The sequence below is a fragment of the Amycolatopsis sp. GM8 genome (assembly GCF_021653975.1).
GTDB lineage: Bacteria > Actinomycetota > Actinomycetes > Mycobacteriales > Pseudonocardiaceae > Amycolatopsis_E.
This window is the reverse complement of record NZ_JAJKFK010000008.1, coordinates 93824-115591: the sequence shown is the minus strand read 5'-3', so window position 1 is coordinate 115591 and position 21768 is coordinate 93824. Positions and strand designations below refer to the sequence as shown.

General features: G+C 69.5%; 15 protein-coding genes. 6 read left to right on the top strand and 9 right to left on the bottom strand.

Going from position 1 to position 21768, the window contains the following annotated elements:
- Positions 1-164: 164 nt before the first annotated feature.
- From LOZ83_RS31790 to LOZ83_RS31755, 8 genes are read right to left on the bottom strand one after another with little or no spacing between them, the layout of a single operon-like run.
- Entirely contained in the window at positions 165-1544 is a 1380-nt protein-coding gene (locus LOZ83_RS31790) for a diaminobutyrate--2-oxoglutarate transaminase family protein (RefSeq protein ID WP_236795446.1), read from the bottom strand.
- Positions 1541-5572, bottom strand: a complete 4032-nt coding sequence (locus LOZ83_RS31785) for a Pls/PosA family non-ribosomal peptide synthetase (protein ID WP_236795445.1) — start codon at positions 5570-5572, stop codon at positions 1541-1543. The genes LOZ83_RS31790 and LOZ83_RS31785 overlap by 4 nt, the downstream gene beginning before the upstream one ends.
- Positions 5569-6813 (bottom strand): aspartate kinase, encoded by a 1245-nt coding sequence (locus LOZ83_RS31780; protein ID WP_236795444.1) that lies wholly within the window; start codon positions 6811-6813, stop codon positions 5569-5571. Before LOZ83_RS31780 ends, LOZ83_RS31785 begins: the two co-directional genes overlap by 4 nt.
- Positions 6810-7340: a glycosyltransferase gene (locus LOZ83_RS31775; RefSeq protein WP_236795443.1), complete on the bottom strand. Its 531-nt coding sequence runs from the start codon at positions 7338-7340 to the stop codon at positions 6810-6812. Before LOZ83_RS31775 ends, LOZ83_RS31780 begins: the two co-directional genes overlap by 4 nt.
- A complete protein-coding gene (pssD, locus tag LOZ83_RS31770) occupies positions 7340-9265 on the bottom strand; it encodes a PssD/Cps14F family polysaccharide biosynthesis glycosyltransferase (RefSeq protein WP_236795442.1) in 1926 nt (641 codons plus the stop codon). The genes LOZ83_RS31775 and pssD overlap by 1 nt, the downstream gene beginning before the upstream one ends.
- The gene (locus tag LOZ83_RS31765; RefSeq protein WP_236795441.1) at positions 9262-9735 is read right to left on the bottom strand and encodes an adenylyltransferase/cytidyltransferase family protein; all 474 of its coding nucleotides are present in this window, start codon (positions 9733-9735) and stop codon (positions 9262-9264) included. Before LOZ83_RS31765 ends, pssD begins: the two co-directional genes overlap by 4 nt.
- Positions 9736-9748: 13 nt before the next feature.
- Positions 9749-10471: a CDP-alcohol phosphatidyltransferase family protein gene (locus LOZ83_RS31760; protein WP_236795440.1), complete on the bottom strand. Its 723-nt coding sequence runs from the start codon at positions 10469-10471 to the stop codon at positions 9749-9751.
- A 2-nt stretch (positions 10472-10473) separates the two neighbouring features.
- Positions 10474-11991: a sugar transferase gene (locus LOZ83_RS31755; RefSeq protein ID WP_236795439.1), complete on the bottom strand. Its 1518-nt coding sequence runs from the start codon at positions 11989-11991 to the stop codon at positions 10474-10476.
- Between the two features lie 265 nt (positions 11992-12256).
- Between LOZ83_RS31755 and LOZ83_RS31750 the strand changes: the two genes are divergently transcribed.
- The 6 genes from LOZ83_RS31750 to LOZ83_RS31725 all read left to right on the top strand — a co-directional run bounded on the left by LOZ83_RS31750 (position 12257) and on the right by LOZ83_RS31725 (position 21088).
- Entirely contained in the window at positions 12257-12607 is a 351-nt protein-coding gene (locus LOZ83_RS31750; RefSeq protein WP_236795438.1) for a hypothetical protein, read from the top strand.
- On the top strand, positions 12594-14900 hold the full coding sequence (locus tag LOZ83_RS31745; RefSeq protein WP_236795437.1) for a fibrinogen-like YCDxxxxGGGW domain-containing protein: 2307 nt from the start codon (positions 12594-12596) through the stop codon (positions 14898-14900). Before LOZ83_RS31750 ends, LOZ83_RS31745 begins: the two co-directional genes overlap by 14 nt.
- 96 nt (positions 14901-14996) lie before the next feature.
- On the top strand, positions 14997-15713 hold the full coding sequence (locus tag LOZ83_RS31740; protein ID WP_236795436.1) for a glycosyltransferase: 717 nt from the start codon (positions 14997-14999) through the stop codon (positions 15711-15713).
- Positions 15710-17134 (top strand): glycosyltransferase family 4 protein, encoded by a 1425-nt coding sequence (locus LOZ83_RS31735; RefSeq protein WP_236795435.1) that lies wholly within the window; start codon positions 15710-15712, stop codon positions 17132-17134. Before LOZ83_RS31740 ends, LOZ83_RS31735 begins: the two co-directional genes overlap by 4 nt.
- Positions 17134-19611 (top strand): glycosyltransferase, encoded by a 2478-nt coding sequence (locus LOZ83_RS31730; protein ID WP_236795434.1) that lies wholly within the window; start codon positions 17134-17136, stop codon positions 19609-19611. Before LOZ83_RS31735 ends, LOZ83_RS31730 begins: the two co-directional genes overlap by 1 nt.
- Position 19612: 1 nt before the next feature.
- Positions 19613-21088 carry a glycosyltransferase family 39 protein gene (locus tag LOZ83_RS31725; protein WP_236795433.1) on the top strand — a complete coding sequence of 492 codons (1476 nt, stop codon included), beginning with the start codon at positions 19613-19615 and terminating at the stop codon, positions 21086-21088.
- 59 nt (positions 21089-21147) lie between these two features.
- Here the strand turns inward: LOZ83_RS31725 and LOZ83_RS31720 are convergent, their stop codons facing one another.
- Positions 21148-21738 carry a hypothetical protein gene (locus LOZ83_RS31720; protein WP_236795432.1) on the bottom strand — a complete coding sequence of 197 codons (591 nt, stop codon included), beginning with the start codon at positions 21736-21738 and terminating at the stop codon, positions 21148-21150.
- Between the last annotated feature and the right edge of the window lie 30 nt (positions 21739-21768).

Sequence of the window (21768 nt, the reverse complement as noted above, 5' to 3'; positions counted from 1 at the left end):
AGTCCGACACCCACGACAGCGAGATCTACATCCACGACCGAGAGTTCGACACTCAAGGTTTCCGGCACGGACGGTACCGGCCAATTACGTAGAACTCGCCGTCTGGAACGTAGGACTCGCCGTCTTGGGCGTCGAACTCGCCGTCTTGAAGGTACGACTCGCGGTCAAGTGCCGGGGAGGGCTTGGTCGATGGCCAGGCGCAGCAGGGTGAGGGCCGCGTCGACCTCGGCGGCGGTGACGTTGAGCGGTGGCAGGAGGCGGACCACGCGATCGTCGCGACCACCGAGCTCGACGATCAGCCCGGCGCGCAACGCGTTGTGCTGCACGTCCTGCGCCAGCTCGCCGACCGTCCGGCCGTCGTCCGGTTCGGCGAGCTCGACACCCCACATCAGGCCGACCCCCCGCACCTCCGAGATCCCGCGGCGCGAAGCCAGATCCGCCAAGCCGGCCGAGATCTGCGCGCCGCGAGCGCGTACGTTGCCCAGCACGTCGTCGCGCCGGATGATCTCCACGGCGCGGGCACCCGTGGCGAACGCGAGCTGGTTGCCGCGGAAGGTGCCCGTGTGCGCACCGGGCCGCCAGCGGTCCAGCTCCGGCGCGTACAGCACGATCGCGACCGGCAGCCCTATCCCGGAAAGCGCTTTCGACGCCACGATCACATCGGGCTCGATGTCGTACTGCTCGAACGCGTACCACGTGCCGGTGCGGCCGCATCCGGTCTGCACCTCGTCGACGATCAACGGGACGTTCAGCTCGCGGGTGAGTTCGCGCACGCGCCGCACGAACTCCCGGCGCGCGGGCACCACTCCCCCTTCGCCCTGCACCATCTCCATGATCACGGCCGCGGGCAGCGGAATCCCGCCGTTGGGGTCCCGCAGCGTGCGTTCGAGGAACGTGACGCAGTTCGTCTCGCACGAGTCCGGCCGCAGGCCTAGCGGGCACGAACCACACGAGGAGAACGGGAAGAAGCTGACGCCGGGCATCCCGTCCGCGATCGGCCGTTTCTGCGCCACGTTCCCGGTGAGCGCCATCGCGGCGTGGCTGCTGCCGTGGAACCCGCCCTGGAACGAGACGATCCCGCCGCGCCCGGTCGCGGTCTTGCACAGTTTGATCGCGGCGTCGACCGCGTTGGCCCCCGCCGGCCCGCAGAACTGGATCTTCATCCGGTCCCGCATCCGGTCCGGCAGCATCGACAGCTGCGCGGTGGTGAACGCGTCCTTCGCCGGGCTCGCCAGATCGAGCCCGTGGGTGAACAGCCCCAGCTGCCTCGCCGCCGCGGCCACCAGCTCGGGATGGTTGTGCCCGAGCGAGAGAACCCCCGCGCCGGAAAGGAAATCGAGAAACACGTTGCCGTCGAGATCGCGGAGATAGCTGCCGAACGCCTCGGCGACGGCGATCGGGAAATGCCTCGGGTAGACCCGGGCGTTGGACTCGCGCCGTTGCTGCCGGGTCAGCAGCTCCGCCGACCGCGGACCCGGCAACGAGGTCAGCACTCGCGGCCAGGGGCCGAGCGCGGCGTGGGCGGGGGTGGTCGTCTCGGTCATGGCGTCCTCTTCTGTGCGGGGGTCGGATGGTCGGACGGGCGGCGCTGCCGGGGAGGTTCGCCGGACGGGATTTCCGCGGCCGGGTTGCCCGCCCACCGGGTGAACGGCGCGACCTGCTCGCCTTTCATCAGGAACGCGTCGGCCTCGAGCGCCGAGCCGTCGCCCATCGTCACTCCATAATGGACAAAGGACTTGACGCCGAGCACGGCGCCGGACCCGATGGTCGTGTAGTCGGACTTGAAACTGCCGTCCTCGAGCGAGTGGCACTGGATGGTACAGCCGAAGTTCAGTACGGCGTCGTCGCCGATGGTGACCGGGGTGCGTTCGGGCATGTCGCAGCCGTCGTCGAACACGCGCCGTCCGATCCGGACGCCCAGCAGCCGCCAGAACAGCACCTTGAACGGCGTCCCGTTCAGCCGCGCCGGGCTGCTGAGCTTCCACAACCGTTCGTGCCACCAGAAGTACGGGTCGTAGATCGAGACGAACTGCGGCGTCAGGCGTTTCCGGCCGAGCGCCAGCCGTTCGATCGCGATCGGGTACAGCAGGGTGAACAGCGTCAGCGTGACCGCGGAGCAGAACAGGCCCCACATGCCGGGCAGGCCGAGCAGCGCGTACTCCGCGAGCAGCACGCTGACACCGACCTGCAGGGTGCGCACCAGCAGGAACAACAGCAGGCTGACCGTGTTGTACCGGTTCTTGCGCCGCAAGCGCCGGCGCCGTTCGGCCCTGCGCGCGAGGTAGCCGAACTCGGCGTCCCGGGCGACCGAGCGGGGGATCTCGAAACAGGGCGAGCCGAGCAAGCCGACGTTTTCCCGGACCGGCCCGTCGATCGGCACCATGACCTTCGTGCCCAGCAACACGTTGTCCCCGACCCTGGCGCCAGCGGGGTAGGCGATGTCGTTGCCGAGGAAGTTCCACGCGCCGATCTCGACGGGCGACATCCGGAACGAGGTCGCGGAGTAGTCCATGTTCACCACCGAAAGGCTGTCGGAGACCATCGTCCCTCTGCCCACTGTGGACAGTAGTGGCGCGTCCTGCCGGAGTTCCGTGCCGAAGTTGGAGCCGGTCTGCACGACACCGGGCATCCGGTAGCCGATCTTGCGCAGGTAACCGACCACTGTGGACGCGTCGCCGAACAGTCGCATGAAGAACGGGGAGTTCGTCATCGCCGTGATGATCATCGTGATGAGATGATGGAATCCGTACAGCGGATAGATCTTCCCCGGCACGACGAACCGGTGCAGGATTCGCGGGACGATCACCATGGCCATCAGCTGAGCCAGGGCTCCAGCGAGGAAGACTCCCATCGACAGCACTGCCGCGAGCAGCTGGAACGAGCCCGATCCACGCACGATTTCGAGTGCCCGCACGAAGATCGTGGTATCCGCGAACGCCGCGAGTAACGCGACCACCACCGCGAGAGCCAGCAGCGGCGCGCCCACGAGCACGAGCGAGAAAAGCGTGCGGCGAGCACGTCCGGTGGGCAACGGCTCGACCCGCCGGTAGTTCACCTCGGCCGGCCGGGCGGGAGTGCCGTGCCAGCTCGCACCGTCCGGAATGGACTGACCGGCGGTCAGCGACGAGGAGTGCCCGAGCTGGGCGCCCGCACCGATGACGGTTTCGATGTCCAGCACGGTCATCTCGCCGACGAAGGCTTTTTCGCCGATCGAAACGGTACCGAGCCGGAGCTTGCCCGGCTCAGCGCGGTATCCCGGAAAGGTCACGTCCCGGCGGACCAGCGCACCGTCTCCAATGGACACGAGATCCGTCACGATCGGCATGATCCGCGACAGCACGGTCGCGCCGCGACCGATCCGCGCGCCCAGCAGCCGCAGGTACCACACGTACACGGGAGTACCGGCGAGCAGCACGACCGGGTTCATCGTGATCGCCGTCTTGACCAGCCAGAACCGGTAATATCGCAGGCCCCACAACGGGAACTCTCCTGGCTTCCACCGGCCGACGAGCATCCATTTCAGCAGGATCGGCACCATCACGATGGTCACCACGGCCGCGGAGCCGGCCGCGGCGGCCCGTGCGAGCAGCGCATTTGTCGTACCCGCCGCGGAGATCCACAGATAGACGTGGAACGTCGCGAACGCGCCGAGCCAGGAATACCCGAGAAAGGTCAGAAGTTGCAGCACGCCGCAGCACACGTACCTGCCACCGCGCGTGCGAGCAATGGTGCCCGCGGGCGCCAGCGACGGTTCCGCTGGGCGCAGCACGGCGGCGAGTTGCCGGATCGTGGGTCTGCCATAGATCTCACGCATGGAGGGCGCGACGACGGCACCGTCCTTGCGCAGGGCGGCCGCGAAACGGGCCAGCAGCAAGGAGTTCGCGCCGAGGTCAGCGAAGAAGTGCGCCTCCGCCGACACCCGCGCCAAGCCCAGCGTGCGAGCCAGCGCCCGCGCGAGCGTCTCTTCCACGTCGTTTTCGGGCGCGGCATAGGCATCGTCCGCAGGGGCACGGCGATGGCTCGGCACGGGCAGTGCGCGACGGTCCACTTTGTCCTGTGGCGTCAACGGGATCCGCGGCAGCCGTTCCAGGTAGGCCGGCACCATATAGGCGGGCAGCCGGTCGCGCAGGACGGCCAGCAGGTCGTCCGCACGGACGGCCGGAACCCCCGAGCGGGCGGTGTAATAGCCGACCAGCTCGACGTTGCCCGGCGTCGGCTCCCAGGTGTCGACGACGGCGGCGCCGACTCCCGGCAGTTCCATCAGCACCGACTCGATCTCGGTCAGCTCGATCCGGTAGCCGCGGATCTTGACCTGCAGATCGACCCGGCCGTGGTATTCGATCTCGCCTTCGGCGCCGATCCGGCCGAGGTCACCGGTCCGGTAGATCCGCCCGGACGGGTTCGCGGGCAGGTCCAGGAAATCCGGTACGAAGGCCTTTGCGGTCAGGTCTTCGCGACCGAGATACCCGGCGGCCAGGCCGGGACCCGCGAGCCCGATCTCGCCGATGGTGCCCGGCGGCAGGGCTCGTCCTGGATCGTCCGGATCGAGGATGACGGCGGAGTAGGTGGGCAACGGAACGCCGATGGTGACGGGTTTTCCGGGCGCCAGCGTGGTCCAGGTCGCGGTGACGGTGGCCTCGGTCGGGCCGTAGACGTTGAGGAACCGGCGTCCGGGGCGGTGCCAGCGGGCCACCAGATCCTGCGGGCACGCCTCGCCCGAGACCAGCAGGAAGTCCAGCGCGGGCAGGTCCTCCTCGACGGTCGCCAGCAGGGTCGGCACACAGCACAGCCCGGTGATCCGTCGTTCGGTGAGGAAACGGTGCAGCTCGTGCCCCAGCAGGTTCGCGCCCGGCGGTTTGGGCACCACCGTCGCGCCGGACAGCCACGGCACCCAGATCTCCTCCACGGAGAAGTCGAAGGCCAGTGTCATGCCCTGGTACACGCGGGCGCCGGGCTCGATCCCGTAGGTTTCGGCGGCCACCCGGACGAAGTTGCAGATCGACGCGTGTTCGATGGCGACGCCCTTGGGGCGGCCGGTCGACCCCGAGGTGTAGATGATGTACGCGAGATCGGTCTCCCGGCGTTCGTGACCGGTGAGACGGCTGTCGTCCTGCTCCTCGATACGCGCGCTTTCGTTGTCCAGCCGCAGAATCCGCACGGGCAGGTGGTCCAGACCGGTGACCGAGGAAAGCGATAGCACCGTGCGCGCGTCCGCGTCGCCGAGGATGTAGGCCAGCCGGTCCGGCGGGAACGCGGGATCCAGCGGCACGTAGACGGCGTTGATCTTGAGCACAGCGAGCATCGCGGTATAGGACTCGACCGGCCGGTCGAACACCAGGCCGATCCGGTCACCGGCCTGTAACCCTTGTGCCAGCAGGAAACGGGCGAGCCGGTTCGCGCGCCGGTCGAGTTGGTCGAAGGTCAGCGCTTCGCCGTCGGCCTCGACCGCCGGGTGATCGGGGAGGCGGTCGGCCTGCTCCTCCCAGACGTCCGCGAGCCGCTCACCGGGCCGGGTCCGCAGGGTACTTGCAGTAGTCAGGGCGAGTGCGCCGCGTTCGCCGACGGCGGTCACCGGTTCCCCCTCACCGCGGCGGCCACCGGTGCGGACGGCACGCGCGGGGCGAGGCCCTGCGTCACCGCGCGGGCGAGCACGAGTTCCTCATGCAGCAAGCGCGCCACGTCGGCGACGACCTTCGTCTCCACGTGCACCGTCACCCGCCACGGCCGTGTCGTGACGAGCTCGATCTTGACCCCCGCGGCGCCCAGGGTGGTGAGGATCCGGCTGAGCATCCGCGAAGTGTCGGTGACGGCGGCACCAACGACGGACACGCTGCCCATCTCGTTGCGAACGGTCACCTTCTCGCCGAGCACAGAAACGACCGCGCCCGGCGTGACGTCCTGGGCGGTGGTGAAGCGGATCTCGTTGCCCACCGGCGCCATGCCCACGACCGTCAGGCCGTGCTGCGCGAGGGTCGCCGCGGGGTTTCCCGCCTCGCTCAGGGCATAGAGCGGCTCACGGTCGCGGTGCGCGACGGCGATCACCGCGTCGCCGGCACCGCCGTGCTTTTCCGGGCTGCGCCGGACCCAGGTCCCGTCCTCGTCGGTGAAACTCGACCGGACATGGATGTCGACCCCTTGGGACAGCGCCAGTTCCACCGATCGCGACTGCAGCACGCGCGCTCCCGCGTCGGCCATTTCGAGCATCTGCTCGTGCCGGAGCGTGCCGATCCGGCGGCTGCCGCGCACGACGTGAGGATCGGCGGTGAACACCGCGGGTACATCGGTGAAGATCTCGCATTCCGGCGCCCCGAGCGCGGCGGCGAGTGCCACCGCCGAGAGGTCCGAACCACCACGGCCGAGGGTGGTCGTGTCACCGTTCGCGGCCGTGCCCTGGAAACCCGCGACCAGGACGACCTTCCCCGCCGCGAGTTCGGTGATGATCCTTTGTGGACGGATGGCGCCCAGGCGCGCGTCGCCGTACCGCCGGTCGGTGTGCATCCCGGCCTGGCTCCCGGTCAGCGACACGGCGGGCACGCCGAGCTCCGTCACCGCCATGGCCACCAGCGCACAGGAAACCGGCTCGCCCACCGACAGCAAGGTGTCCAGCTCACGCGGCTGGGAAATGCTCGACACACCGCGTGCCAGGGAAAGCAGCTCGTCGGTCCATTTCCCCATGGCCGAGAGGACCACGACCATCCGGCGGCCGCCGCGGTACGCGTCGGCGATCCGCTTCGCGACCGCGCGCAGTTGCCCCTGGTCGGCCAGCGAAGCCCCGCCGAACTTCCACACGGTTGGTGTCTGGTTGCTACTCATCGTTCCCCTCTTCTGATGACGCGCCGGCGCGGCCGCAGCCGAGCGATGTTCTCCCCCACGGTTCTGGCCGTTTCGGCCGTCGAAGACACGCGCAGCTCGCACGCGAACGCGGCCGGGTCGGCCACCGCGCGCGAAAGGTGCCCGGACAGCTCGTCCTCGGTCCTGGCCGGCGCGACGAGCCCCTGATGGTGCAGGTAGTCGACGAAAGCCAGCTGGTGGCCGTCGACGTGCTCGCCCATCGCCGGATCGCGGGCGACGACGATCGGCAGCCGTGAACTGCTCCAGGCATCCAGCATCAGCCCGGGGCCGCCGTGCACCACGACGGCCGCGGCGTCCGCCATGTACTCGCGCAGCCGGCTCGGCGGGAGCATGGCATGGCCGGTGGCAACCGCGGGCGCCCGCGAATGTCCATATTGGACGACAACGGTGATGTCCCGATGCCGCGCCGCCCAGTCGTCCAGCCAGCCGACGAGCCGGTCGAACGGATGATGGTCGGTGCCGACCGACGCGAAGACGAGCGGTGCCATCAGAACACCGTGCCCACGACCACGCTGCCCGGATACAACCGCTCCTGCTCGGGCCACTGCACCATGAACAGGTCCGTGAACGGCCGGCACAACCGCCCGGTCAGCGTTTTCGAGCTGATGCGGTCATACACCTCCAGATAAGCGGTCCTCGCCCCGAAAAGCCGCGCCAGCACCATGAACGGCCACGCGACCCCGGCTCCCGTGCTGACCACCACGTCGGGCTTCTGCTCGCGCAGCACTCGCACCGCGAGCAGGAAATTGCGGATCAGGTTGGGGATGTTCCTGGTCGTCGGGTGGTATGCCCAGGACGCCGAACGACCCTGCAGCAGCTCGCGGGCCTGCGGGCAGTCGAACGTGACCCAGTGCGTGTCATACCGCGACCACCAGTCGTGGAGCATGTGGAGCTGGGCCAGATGCCCGCCGCTGGAGCAGACCATCAGCAACCGTGAGGGGCTCCCGATTCTGCTTTCCACGGTGGACAGTTCACGGGCCATCCAGCGTGAGCCGGCCGAGGGAACACCGAACACAGTTGTCACCTTCTCTTTGAGCGGACGGGAAGCACGCACCGCGACGACACCCATGACCTCGGCCCCGGTGGCCCGCAGATCGGCCAGTTGCTCACGCAGGTCACCGGAAGTCGTCCGGCCGAGCCAGACACAGACGACGACCCCGGACGCCGCGCCGGTCAGTGACATCGCCGCACCACGGCGGCCGAGGTGGACCGCGTCGGCGACGACCAGGTCTGCACCGGCGTCTTCGACGGTGCCCTGGATCTCGTGCGGATCCTCGGCCACGCCGAAGCCGAGGACACGCACCCCTTCCGGACCGGTGACGTCGGCTTCGATGGCGGCCACGGTCTCGGCGACCACCGGGGACGGGCAGGCGAGCACCGCCGGGGCGTAGTACCGCGACAGCGCCGCGGCGGTACGGGCGCTGACCTCACTGAATCCCGTATTTCCCCGGCCGATGACCACGACCGGGCCCACCGGTCGCGGCCGGAACCGTGCGGCGACGACTCCGGCGAGCCGGTCGAAACCGGCCGTGTCCGCCGCGGCCCCGCCGCCGACCTCGACGAGCACGGGTGCGCCGGTCACGGCGCGGACTTGGTCCACTGTGTACAGACGGTGATCGAATCGGTTGCGTACCAACGCCCCTAGGAGACCGGCGAGCAGACCGGCGAAGGCCCCGGCGAGTACCAGCAACACGAACGACGGTCCGGCCGGTGCGGCCGGCACCCCGGCGGGTCCGATCAGGTTCCCGGCCACGACCGGGGTCGCGAGCACCTGGCTGCGCTGCCGGCGCAGATCGGTCAGGGTGCCCGAAAGCACCTCCGCCTCGGCCGCGGCGGCGACCGCGTCGGCGCGGGACACCTTCGGGTCCACGGTGGTGCCGGTCACCACGCGCTGCCGGTCGGCGAGCTGACCGATCTGCGCGTCGAGCTGCGCCAGCGCCGTGTCGACCTGCCGTCGCGCGATCCCGGTCCGGATGTCGAGGTACGCCCCGGCCACGGCGTTCGCCGCCGCGGCCGCGCCGCGTGCGGACGAATCCGTCACGGTGACCGACAGCGCCTGCGAGTTGGCCGGCACGGTGGTGGTCAGCCGCCGCGCCAGTTCGGCCCCCACCGAGGGGTGACCGAGCCGGGCGGCCGCCTCGGTCACCACCTCCGTCGACCGGGCGACCTCGGCCTCGGTGGCGCCGTTCACGGTGCGCGGGGTTCCGGTCGACAGTGGATTGTCCGTAATGGACGACAAGGTGACGACCGCGGTCGCGGAATACGTTGGCGTCCGGTAGGTACTGGCCGCCGCGGCCACGCCGGCACCGAGCAGCACGGCGAGCGCGATCGTGAACCAGCGCAGCCGGAGCACCGTGCCGACCTCGCGGGCCGTCACGCTGGCCACGGGGGTTTCGGGGTTCTCGAGCATCATTCCGACGGGCTCACCGTGGTTTTGGTGCCGTTGCTCAGGGCATTCTTCGACAAGGTCCGGCTCTCCAGCACGCCCCGCAGCATCGTGCTCGAGGTATGTGCCGTGTAGGGCAGGAAAACGACCTCGACCCCGACCTTGCCCATATCGGCCACGAGCCGGTCACCCTTGGTGGTACCCCGCCAGTCGTCGCCCTTGAACAGCAGGTCGAACTTGACCTCGCGCCAGGTCGCCACCTTGCTGGTGACGTTCTCGGGCCAGACCTCGTCGACGAAGACCATGTTCCGCACGATCTCGATCCGTTCCCCGAGTGGGATCACCGGGACGCGGCCCTTGGCCTGCATCGCCATCTCGTCGGAGAGCACCCCTGCCACCAGGTGGTCGCAATGGGACGCGGCGCGGCGGAGCAGGTTGAGATGGCCGATGTGGAACATGTCGAATACGCCTGGGGCGTAACCGATCCGTCGGGGCATGAGTTGTCTCCGGTCAGTTGTTCTTATGGTGTCGGGCGAGGGCCAGCCGGAACCGCGCCAGCAGGCGCGCGGCGAACAGGAGGTTGAGCACACAGAGTCCGCTGTAGACAGTGACGAACGGTCCGCGCGTGCCGAGCAAGGCGAAACTCGCCGCCAGCGCGCCGAAATCCACCGGCAGCAGCGCGAACGAACGGAGCATCGAGGGCGGGGACGGCGACAGCGGCCGGTCGAGCAGCTTCTCGCCGAGCATCGAGCCGAACGCCACCGCGACCGATACCGTGGTGTACAGCAACGGAACCACGAGCACGAACGCGGGCGGGCGCGGATCGAGCCGCCACATTCCGATGAGGACCGCCGAATGCAGGGCACAGGTCCGGATCGCGTCGACGACGTGGTCGAGCCACTCGCCTTCGGGCGAGCCACCGCCGCGCAGCCGCGCGAGTTGCCCGTCCGCCGAGTCGCACACGTATCCCGCGAGCAACAGGGTGGCCACGGCGAACCCGACGGCGCAGTGCCACGGTGCGCTCGCGAGCACGGCGATCGCGCCGGAGGACAGCGCGGCGCCGGCGGCGGTCAGCTGGTTCGGGGTGCGGCCACGGCAGTACGCGGCGGCGGCCAGCCGGCCGCCCAGCCGGCGATTGACCAGCAGCAGGTACGCCGGCACCTGTGCCTTCGGTTTCTGGGCGCGGTCCAGGAGCGCGACCGCGTCCTGGTAACGGGTGATCTTCTCGGGCACGGTCAGTACGCCCCCGTACGCCGCAGGACCGCACCGGCCGTCTGCCACAGGATCCGGAAGTCGAGACCGAGCGACCAGCTCTCGACATACCGCAGGTCCAGCTGGACGGATTCCTGCCACGACAGGTCACTACGGCCGCTGACCTGCCAGAGCCCGGTGATCCCCGGTTTGACGACGAACCGGTGTGCCGCGTCCCCGGCGTAGGTCGCGACCTCTTCCGGCAGCGGGGGCCGCGGCCCGACGAGCGACATCTTCCCGGTCAGCACGTTGAACAGCTGCGGCAACTCGTCGAGCGAAAGCCGGCGCAGCACCCCGCCGACGCGGGTGACGCGTGGGTCGCGCCGGAGTTTGAAGAGCGGACCGCTCCCGTCGTTCTTCGCGGCGAAGGACGCCTTCAGCTCGTCCGCGTTGGGCACCATCGAGCGAAACTTGGCCATCGAGAACAGTTCCCCGTGCCGCCCCACCCTCGTCTGCCGGTAGAAGACCGGCCCACCGTCGGTACGGACCGCGGCCGCCACCGCGAGCATGAGCGGCGCGGCGAGTAGGAGGAGAGCAGCCGCGCCCGCCCGGTCGAGCACCGACTTGACCTTCTGCGCGGTCCGCCCCGTGGACGGCAACCCCAGGCGCAGCAAGGGAAGCGCGTCGACCGGGGCGACGCGCAAGGCGGGCCCGCAGGTGTGGGTCAGCCCTGGGTCGACGAGCAGTTCGGTCCCGATGGCGCGCAAATCACGCCATACCGCTTCGAGCGTCTCCGGCCGCCAGTCCGTGTCCCGGCTGACCGCGACCGCGTGGTAGTGCCCCTTCGCCGCTACCAAGGCAGCCGACTCGACCGTGCCGAGTACCGGAACTCCGTCCACAGAGGACCCGGGCGGGTGCGTCCCGGAAGGCAGGCAGGCGCCCGCCACCACCCAGCCGGCGTACCCGTGCCGCCGGGTGCGCTCCACCAGCTTCCGCATGGATTCGACGCTGCCGACCGCGAGCACGGGACGCAGGCAGCGGCCCCGGATTCGCTTGCGGTGCAAGGACCTTTGGAGTGGGCGCCGCGCGAGCAGGCTCACCAGGAGATCGAGGGGCACGAACACGAAGACCCACGGCCGGACCTCCAGGGCCGAGGCGGCGAGACCGCCGAGCCCGAGGAGCACCGCCGTCATCCCGGACGCGTGAACCAGGCGGCCGAACCCGGTGCCGCCCCGCCGGAGCGTGCTCGTTTCCCAGGCGCCACAAAGAACGAGGCTGGCGACCGCGACCACCGCCGCGACGATGCCCACCACGGGATAGCCCGGCTCCGCTCGCACCGTCAGGTGGACGACCCCGGCCGAGAGAGCGGCGGACGCGATGTCCGTGCTCGCCACCATCGCCCGGTACTTGGTCTCCCAGCGCGAAGGCGGCACCCGTGGCCGGTCCGGCGTCGCCAGGCCCGGGCCGAACTGCCCGGGGAACAGCATGGCTCCCAGGTGCCGCCGAACCTGGTCGAGCGGGGACTCGGCGACCGCCGCCCGCTGACCGAGCTCCTGGCTCATCGGTGCTCCTTATCCACTGTGGACGAACAACGCCACGGGACGTTACGCCCGCACCGAATCCGGAACGAAACGGAAAACGCGTTTACAGCTCGGACGTGTGGAAGAAAAAGCCCCTACCGGAAAAGGGAAAACGCCGCACGATCAGGCTGACATCGGCCTTGCGGCTTGACTCCGGTTCTACCACGGCCCGATGCTCTGCACGAGCCGGGCAAGATCATCGATCTTCCAGCGTTATTTTTCCGTTCCCCGGCGGAAAGAACTCCCAATGATCACCGAAACCGAGAACAGGCTGTACGCGTTGCAAGTAACCCGGAGGTTCCGATGCTCGTCCCGTGACGTGTTCGAACGTCTCGCGAACGATCTGGCGGCGCACTGGGGAAAGGCCGGCAAGAGCGGGTCCACGGCCTCGGACGTGGCACGGCAGACGGTCACGTTCTACCAGCGGCTGGCCGCCCCCGGCCGGCAGCAGGCGGTCGGCCGGATGCTGGACGCCGTGGACACGACCTTGCGCGGACTGGCACACCGCGAAGGAATCTACGAATGGGGCACCTCCAGAGTCACGATCGGCTCCTTCGAAATGCACCCGGATCGCGAGGAAAACGATGACACGGCATAGGCCGCTGACGGCCGCTCTCGTGGTACTGGCGGCGGCGCTCGTGGTCGCACCCGGCACGGCTTCCGCCGCACCGGCCCGCACCGGCGCGACGACCGACCGGGCCGCCGCCTCCTGCTGGGAGATCAAGCAGGAGTATCCGTCCAGCCCGAGCGGGATCTATTGGTTGCAGACACCGAAACTCGTGGCTCCGCAACAGTTCTACTGCGACCAGAGCACGGACGGCGGCGGCTGGGTGCTCGTCGGCCGCGGCCGCGACGACTGGCAGTGGACCCACAACGGCCAGGGCACCCCGCAAGCGCTGCGTGAGGTTGTCGACGGACCGGGCGCGTTCACTCCCGCGGCGCTGCCGGCGGAGACGATCAACGGCCTGCTCGACGGCGGCCGCCCCGACGCGCTCCCCGACGGCGTCCGTGTCCGCCGCGCCGCGAACACGGACGGCAACAACCGGCAGGAGCTGCGACTGCGGCTCGACGGCGCCGCCGACTGGAGCTGGGCGTTCGGCGGCGGGATCAAGATGACCGGGATGTCCGCCAACGGGACCGATTACCCGGCCGGGCACACCCGTGACTACTGGGGTACCCCGAACGACGACGGCTATACCCGTTTGGCCACCTACGAAACACCGCGGCACAACTGGCGGATGGGCTTCGGCTACGGGCTGAACGTGCACGGCGGTAGCGCCGCGAACAGTTACCTGTGGGAAGCCGGCACCGAGGGTCAGGCCCTCGGGTTCGCGCAGGTTTTCGTCCGGCCGAAGGTGACGAGCCCGTCCTACCCCGCCATCCCGCGCGAGGGCACCAAGGCCACGACCGTGCGCCCGCTGATGAAGACCACCACGGAACCCATGCCTTGGGGTGTAACAGGTCTCCTCGGTGTCGACGCCACCAAGGACAAGAGCGAGCTGAACATGGAGGTCGAGGACATCGCCTTCATCGGTAACACCGCGTATGTCGGCGGCAAGTTCTTGAATGTCCAAAAGGGACCGAGCGGGCCAAAGCAGCCGCAGTCCTATCTGGCGGCCTTCGACGTCAAGACCGGCGAGTGGCGTTCCGGCTTCCGGCCGACGCTGGACGGCACCGTCTGGTCCCTGGCCGCGAGCCCGGACGGGAAACTGCTGGTGGGCGGGCAGTTCAAGCACGTCAACGGCAAGGCGGGCACCCAGTCGCTGGCCGAGCTCGACCCGGGCTCGGGCGCCGTCGTCGCCGACTGGAACACCCAGGCGAGCTATGGGACCAACGTGTCCAACGTGCGCACGATGGACGTCCAGGACGGCTGGCTCTACGTCGGTGGCAGCTTCAACCAGATCAGCGGCGGCAAGTCCGGTCCGGTCACGGTGGGGAACGCGGCGCGGATCCGGCTCGCCGACGACACCCCGGACGGGCAGTGGAAACCGCATTTCGACGGCCCGGTCTACGAACTCGATGCCAGTGCCCGCGGCGACCGGGTCTATTATGCGGGCCGGTTCAACAACGCCGACTTCACCGCGTCGCCGATGCAGGCGACCGTGTCCACGGCCGCGGGCGCCCCGCTGGCGCCCGGGATGAAGCGCTGGGTGCCGTCCACCGAACAGCCGCAATACCAGCAGACCGTCATGGAGAACGGCGATCACGTCTGGCTCGGCGGTTCCGAGCACATCCTCGGCATGTACAACCGGTCCGACTTCAGCTATGTCACCAGTGACGTCACCCGGCCCGGCGGCGACTTCCAGGCGCTGGCCGAAATCGACGGGGTCGTCTACGGCGGCTGCCACTGTGACAAGTGGGACTACAGCGGCACCACCGGCCCCTGGGGCGACTATCCGATCCTGAACCGGACGGATGTCGACAACGTCAACCTCATCGCCGCCTACGACGCGAAGACCGGCGAGTTCCTGCCGCAGTTCTTCCTCGCGGGCCTGCGCGGGCGGAACACGATGGGCCCGTGGGCGCTGCGCAAGGATCCGAACGGCTGCCTGTGGTTCGGCGGCGATTTCGTCCGCGGTACCCACCAGGGCAACGGTTACCAGTGGCTCGGCGGTTTCGGCAAGGTCTGCGGCCGGGACACCACGGCCCCGGTGCGGCCGCACGACCTCCAGGTCGAACGGGCGAACGGCACGGTGACCGCGACCTGGACAGCGGGTTCGGACGCGTCCGGCCCGGTGCGGTACGAGGTGCTGCGCGACGACCGCGTGATCGCCACGACCAGCGCGCTGAGCTGGACCAGTACCGACAGCCGGCCCGCCGTGTACTGGGTCCGCGCGATCGACGACACCGGTAACCGCTCCGACTCGACCGCGGGCTGGTCGGTCGGCTAGTCCCCGCCACGCAACGCGAGCCGGGCCCGGTCGGCGGGTCCGGCTCGCGCCTTTGCCCATCCCACACCGAACACGCCTTCAACCCCGAGGAGCACGATGTCTCCGGCATTCGAACTCGAGATCGTCGTCCCGGCCTTCAACGAGGCCGCGCGGCTGTCCGGGACCCTGCACCACCTGGTGTCCTTTTTGGAACGGCAACCCTGGTCGTCCCGGCTCATCGTGGTGGACAACGGCAGCGCCGACGAGACGGCCACGATCGCGCGGGCCGTCGAGTCCCCGTCCGTGCTGATCACCGTCATCGGCTGTGCCCGGCCGGGCAAGGGCGCGGCCGTCCGCCGCGGCATGCTCGCCGGGACGGCACCCTACGTCGGCTTCGTCGACGCCGACTTGTCCACCCCGATCAGCACGCTCACCGAAACGCTGCGGCATCTCGACGCCGGGGCCGCCGCCGTGATCGCCTCCCGGCACGCGCCCGGCGCCCGGTTCGCCCAGCCGCAGCCGTTCGGCCGCCGGCTCGGTGGTTCTGCCTTCCGGGCACTGACCCGCCCGCTGGTGGCCGGCGTGCACGACACCCAGTGCGGGTTCAAGTTCTTCCGGCGCGCGCAGCTGCAAAAGGCGTTGCACCGCTGTCACCTGGACGGGTTCGCATTCGATGTCGAGCTACTACGGCACATCCGTGCCGGAGGCGGGCAGATCGTCGAGATTCCCGTTACGTGGCAGGATGATCGCCGGTCGACGTTCCAGCCGCTGCGCGATGGCACGGCGACCTTCGCCGCGCTGTTCACCCTGTACCGCCGGGCGGTCGCGCTGTGACGGCAAACCTGGACGCGCTGCGCGGAAAGCGCTTACTGGTCCTGAACTGGCGGGACATCCGGCACAGCCAGGCCGGCGGCGCCGAGTCCTACATGCACGAGATCGCCAGGCGCTGGACCGCGGCCGGTGTGCGCGTCACGTGGTTCACCGCACGCGAACCCGGCGCGCCCGCCCGCGAAATCATCGACGGAATCGAGACACACCGCGCGGGCGGTCCGCTCTGCGTGTACGCACACACGGCCGTCCGGCTGCTGGCGACGGGTGCGCGGTTCGACGCCGTGCTCGACTGCCAGAACGGGATCCCGTTCTTCGCCCCGCTGTTCCTGCCCCGGCGCTCCCCTGTCGTCCAGGTGATCCACCACGTGCATCACGACCAGTTCACGACCCGGTTCTCCCCAGCCGTCGCGGCGTTCGGCCGGTTCCTCGAAGGCACGGTCGCGCAAAAGGCCTACGCCAGGCAGACCCTCAGCGCGGTTTCCCCGTCGACCCGGCAGGAAATCCGGAGCCGGCTGAAGATCCGGACACCGATCTTCGTGGTACCCAACGGTGCCAAGCCACCGGCGGTCACCGGCGGGAGGCGCGGCGCGGACCCGAGGCTCGTGGTCGTGAGCAGGCTGGTGCCGCACAAGCGGATCGATCTGCTGCTGAACCAGCTCGCCTCTGTCGTGACCGAGATTCCCCGGCTGCGCGTGGACATCGTCGGCGACGGTCCCGAACTGCTGCGCCTGCAACGGCAGGCCGTGGTGCTCGGGTTGTCCGGCACGGTCGTCTTCCACGGATACCAGCCCGACCACGTGCGGGACGAGCTGCTCGCCCGCGCCTGGCTCACCGCGTCCGTCTCGGCCGCCGAGGGCTGGGGCTGTGCGGTCATCGAAGCCGCGGGGCTCGGCGTCCCGTGCCTGGGGCTACGAGTGCCCGGGATCCGGGATTCCGTACTGGAGGGGAAGACTGGCTGGCTGGTGGAGTCCGAAAGGGACTTCGGCGCTGCGCTCGTCACGGCCGTCCAGCAGTTGTCGGACAAGAGCGAGTCCGACCGGATTGCCGGGCACTGCCGCGAGTGGGCCGCGTGCTTCACCTGGGAGCGCAGTGCGGAGCTGCTGGCCGGGGTGGTGCGAACCGAGATCGCCACGGTGCGGCGACGGCAGCAGCGCCGACGGGCCCGTTCGGATATCGCGGCCGTCGTTTCCTTCCCCAGCACCGAAAATCCCGTGCGACAGGAAAGCTTGCGCTGTACCGATCAGATAACCCACCACAATGGACAGACGTCACTGCTGCTCGTCGGCTGTGACGAGATGGGCGCGCAGGGCGTGCTCGCCCGCCTCGGCATCCGAGACGCGCGGATCCGGCTGGCGACCCGGCACGATCTGCTGGCCGGCCCGGCCGTGCGAACCCTTGCCGCACCAGCAAAGGTCCAGACTTGATGGGAACGGTGGACATCGGCCGGAACCACGTCCTCGTCACGATGTCGTCCGCAGTCGTGGGTGTGCTGAGCTACCTGTGCGGCCTGCTGCTGGCGCACTGGCTGCCGCCCGGCGAGTACAGCGATTTCAGTGCTGCGCAGGCATTGCTGACCGTGGTCGGGATCGTCGCGAGCTCCCTGGTCCCACTGCCGCTGGCACGGACGGTGGGCAGCAACGCCGCCGGGTCACGGGAGCGGCGTGACGGCGTGGCGTTCGCGCTCGTCGTCGCACTGGTCACCGGTGCGGTCGCCGGGTTCGCGACAGCCTTGCTGACACTGAACTTCGCACCCCCGGTCACCGCACTGACGGCGGGGCTCGCCGGGTTCGCGCTGGTGCTGGTCACCCCGGTGTGGGGCTGGCTGCAGGGCGAGCTGCGGTTCCGCCGCTTTGCCGCCCTGTCGGTGACGGAAACGTTGCTGCGCCTGGTGTTCAGCGTGGCCGTCGCCGGTCTGTTGTGGGGGGCCGCGGGCGGGGTGGCCGGGTACGTCGCCGGTGCGGTCGCGGTGCTGGGTATCGGGTTCTGGTGGATGCGGCGTGACGTGGCCTGGCGTCCCGGGGCGGCGCGGGATACCGCGCGCTGGGCGGAAACCACCGGCATCGCGCTCGTGCAGCTCGTGACCTGCGCGCTGACCACCGCGGACATCCTGCTGGTCGCGACGATGACCGGAGATCCTGTGGCCGCGGCGGGCTACCAGGCCGTCGCGACGCTGGCGAAGGCGCCGGTCTACGTCGCGACAGGCGCCGTCCTGCTGAGCTTCCCGCTCGTGCGGGCGAGCCGGGACGAGACCGTCGTCGACACCCTGCTGCGTTCGTATCTCCGCCTCGCGGGCGCGGCCGCCGCCCTGCTGGTCACCGTGCCGGCACCGCTGGCACTGGTGGTGCTGCCGCCGCGCTACCGGGATTCACTGTCGCTGCTGCCCTGGCTGACGCTGGCCGGATTGGGGTACGGGGCCATCATGGTCGCCGCGATCCTGTTGCTCGCCCGCCAGGCGTATCGCCGGCTGCTCGCCGGGCTCGCGGTGGCGTGCGTCCTGGTGCTCACCGGTCTCGCGTTGGGCGCCCGGCACGGAACGTCCGGGCTCGCGGTGGGGGCGGCGGCCGCCGCGGTGCTCGCGGCCGTGGTCCTGCTGTGGGTCTCCGGGCCGGTCCTGCCGCGCTTCGCGTACCGGATCATGACGAGGATCGCGCTGGTCTGGGGCGCGTTCGCGGGCGTGCTGTACCTGCTTCGTCCAGTCCCGGCTGTCTGGGCGGTCGTCGTCGCGGTCGTGGGTCTTTCCGTGCTGCGTCCCAAGACGCCCGCGCACCCGGTCACGACGAGCGATCGGCTGGAGATTCTGCACCTCGGGTTCGAGGACCCGCTGGCGCCCGGCGCGGGCGGCGGCTCGCGTCGCACGCACGAGATCAACCGGCGGCTTGCCGCCAACGGGCATCGCATCACGGTGCTGACCACCCGCTTTCCCGGCTGCCGCGACCAGGTCCGGGACGGGGTCTCGTATGTCCACATCGGACTCGGCAGGGGCCGCACGCGGCTGGGCCGGGTGCTCGGCTACCTGTGCCGGCTGCCGGCCGAGACCCGCGGGCGGCCCGCCCATCTGGTCGTCGAGGATTTCTTCGCGCCGATCTCGAGCTTCGCCGCTCCACTGTGGACGGGACGGCCGACGATCGGGATGGTGCAGTGGCTCAACGCGCGTGAGAAGGCGCGCCAGTACCACGTGCCGGTCCAGTTCCTGGAACGGTTCGGGACCCGCAGGCATCGGCACCTCATCGCGGTGTCGGAAGACCTCGCGGTGCGGCTGAAGAAGCTCAACCCGAGAGCGACCGTCGAGGTCATCGGGAACGGTGTCGAACCGGCTGTCCACACCGGCGAATCGGCTCGCGGGCCGGACGTCGTGTTCGTCGGACGGCTGGAAAAAGCCCAGAAGGGCCTGGATTTGCTGCTGCAAGCCTGGGCCAAGGCGGTGGTCGAGCAGCCGGGAAACCTCGTCCTCGCCGGCGCCGGACCGGACGAGTCGTACCTGCGAGCATCGGCGGAACGGCTCGGCATCGCCGACCGGGTCCGGTTCGCCGGCTGGGTCGACGGCCTGCGCAAGCAAGAACTCCTGGCCCGGGCGCGGCTGGTCGTCGTTCCGTCCCGCTTCGAGACCTTCGGGATCGTTGCCGTGGAAGCACTCGCGTCCGGCACCCCGGTCGTGGCCTTCGACATTCCCTGTCTCCGCGAGGTCGTGCCCGCGGAATGCGGCCGGCTGGTCGCGGCCTTCGACATCGACGAGTACGCGGCCGCGGTCGTTTCGATGTACCACGACACCGCATGCCAGGCCAGGACACGCACCGCCGGACCACGGTTCGCCGCCCGCTACGACTGGGATGCCTTGGCAGCGCGGCAAGAACAGGTGTACCGCGAACTCGTTCCCCCACCGCTCACCGCAAGGAAACCCTGACTTGTCCTCTTTACACAAGCCGATCCTGACCTATCCGCTGGCTGTCGTGGTCGTGCTCACCGCCTTCGCATGCCGTGCTTTGGCGCTGCCACACGGTTTCGAGCTGTGGGTCGACGAAATGGTCTACACCGAACTCGGCGACACCATCAGCCAGGGCCACCTCCCCGCGCTCGAAGGAATCCCGTTCTTCCTGCATCCGCCCGGCGGGTTCATCCTCGAAGGCGCCGTCATCAAGGCCTTCGGCATCCACGGCGACCTGATGGCACAGGCGCTGCAGCTCCGCTGGCTCAACGTCGTGCTCGGCGCGCTGACTGCCGGCACCGGGTTCCTGCTGGTGCGCGCGGTCGCGGGGCTCGGCCTTTCGCTCTGCTGCGCCGCCCTGCTCGCCTTCGACCCGTTCGTGCTGCGCACCAACGGCCGGGTCTTCCTGGAGACCCCGGCGGTGCTGGCTTCGCTGGCCGGCCTGCTCGTGCTCGTGACCGCGTTGGCACGCAAGGAAAGACTGAGCACACGACGAGCCGTGTTCGCGGGGATGCTGATCGGATACGGCGTGTTCAGCAAGGACGCCCTGGTCATGTTCGCGGCCGTGCCCGTCGTGGCCGCGATGTTCTGGCGGCACACGATGCACCGCCGCGACGGGCTCACGGTGCTGGTATCAGCCACGGCGCCCTACCTGGCCTACCTCGCCGTCGTCGGCGCGGACGGGCTGTTCAACCTGTGGAGCGCGGACAAGATCAGCGGTACGAGGCGGCTGATCGGGCTGGACCAGACGACCGGGTTCAACGCTCCGGGCGCGCCGGACCTATGGAGCAGGCTGGTCGATCAGGTCGCCCATTTCGGCACCAGCTACCTGCTCCTGCTGGTGTGCCCGGTCGCCGGGCTCGTCGCCGCGCTGAGCGCCGACCGTGCTCGGCGGCTGATCGGCCTTTCCGCGCTGTCAATGGGTTTGTTCGGGGTCTTCGCGATCTTGTTCGGCACCCTGGAGGAGCAGTACGGCTACGGAGTCGTGGTCGCCGGAATCGCCGCACTCGGTGCGGCCGGGGCGGAACTGCGGCGCCCGGCCGCGCTGGCGGCCATCGCCCTCGTGGTGGTGACGGTCGTGCTGGGCAACCGGGTCATCGCCGAACCCGACGACGGGCTGGTGCGGGTGCGCGACTGGGTCACCGCCAACCTGCCCGCAACGGCGCGGGTCGGCGTCACGAACAACACGGCGCAATGGGCCTTCCGGGACGACCCGCGCTTCGGCGTGTGGCCGTCGGCCGGCACCATGCTCACCCACGACGCGAACTACATCCTCACCCAGAGTCTGCCGACCAGTCAGGGCTACGGCTACGCGAAGTACAGCATGATCGAATGGCTGGAACGCAACGCCCAGCCGCGGTTCACGTTCACCGGCCCGACCAACGGGCAGACGGTGCTCTGGTACGTCCCGCCCGCGAACCTGCGGCGCGGCGCGGATGCGGGTGCCGGCTCTTAGCCGAAACGGGAAAGCGGTGGGCCCGCAGCAGGCCCACCGCTTTCCCCCTCAGCCGAGGCTCACCCGACGGCTCGGACGACCAGTGCGTTCGGCGTGTCGGGATCGGTTACGGAGCTGTCGGTGATGGTGACATCAACGTCCGCGTTGCCATCCCCGCCCAGCTGGAACGTCTTCGACAGCTCGATACCCTGCCCGGCCTGGATTTCCATCGGACCGGTCGTCGCGTCGCCGACCGGCGCCGCGTCGCCCAGATCGCTGCTCACCGCGAACTGGTACGGGCCGGAACTGATCGTCTCCTCGGTGCTGTTGACGATCTTGACGGTGACCGTGATCGTGTGCGTGTACTTCGGGTCGGCGGGTTTGACGCCGATGGAGTGCACGTCGGTGACCGTCATCGTCAGCCCGTTGTCCCAGTCGTAGTCGTCACCGACCTTCAGCTGGGTCGCGCCGTTGTCGGGCAGCGGCCCGTCCGGATCGATCGCGGGCTGGTCCGGCGACGGCGGTTCGACCGGACCGTCATCCCGGGCAACCCCCTGCGCCGCAACGGGATCCGCGACCGCACCGGTCGCGGCCCAGGCCGCCGACCCGACCAGCACCACGCCGGCAAGCGTGACGCCTATCAGGATCTTGGTCGTTCTCTTGTCCGACACGATGTTCTCCTTGTCTATTGTGGACGTTCG

Coding starts and splice junctions, on each gene's coding strand:
- LOZ83_RS31790 (WP_236795446.1), bottom strand. CDS start 1,544: ATGACCGAGACGACCACCCCCGCCCACGCCGCGCTCGGCCCCTGGCCG.
- LOZ83_RS31780 (WP_236795444.1), bottom strand. CDS start 6,813: ATGAGTAGCAACCAGACACCAACCGTGTGGAAGTTCGGCGGGGCTTCG.
- LOZ83_RS31775 (WP_236795443.1), bottom strand. CDS start 7,340: ATGGCACCGCTCGTCTTCGCGTCGGTCGGCACCGACCATCATCCGTTC.
- pssD (WP_236795442.1), bottom strand. CDS start 9,265: ATGATGCTCGAGAACCCCGAAACCCCCGTGGCCAGCGTGACGGCCCGC.
- LOZ83_RS31765 (WP_236795441.1), bottom strand. CDS start 9,735: ATGCCCCGACGGATCGGTTACGCCCCAGGCGTATTCGACATGTTCCAC.
- LOZ83_RS31755 (WP_236795439.1), bottom strand. CDS start 11,991: ATGAGCCAGGAGCTCGGTCAGCGGGCGGCGGTCGCCGAGTCCCCGCTC.
- LOZ83_RS31750 (WP_236795438.1), top strand. CDS start 12,257: ATGATCACCGAAACCGAGAACAGGCTGTACGCGTTGCAAGTAACCCGG.
- LOZ83_RS31745 (WP_236795437.1), top strand. CDS start 12,594: ATGACACGGCATAGGCCGCTGACGGCCGCTCTCGTGGTACTGGCGGCG.
- LOZ83_RS31740 (WP_236795436.1), top strand. CDS start 14,997: ATGTCTCCGGCATTCGAACTCGAGATCGTCGTCCCGGCCTTCAACGAG.
- LOZ83_RS31730 (WP_236795434.1), top strand. CDS start 17,134: ATGGGAACGGTGGACATCGGCCGGAACCACGTCCTCGTCACGATGTCG.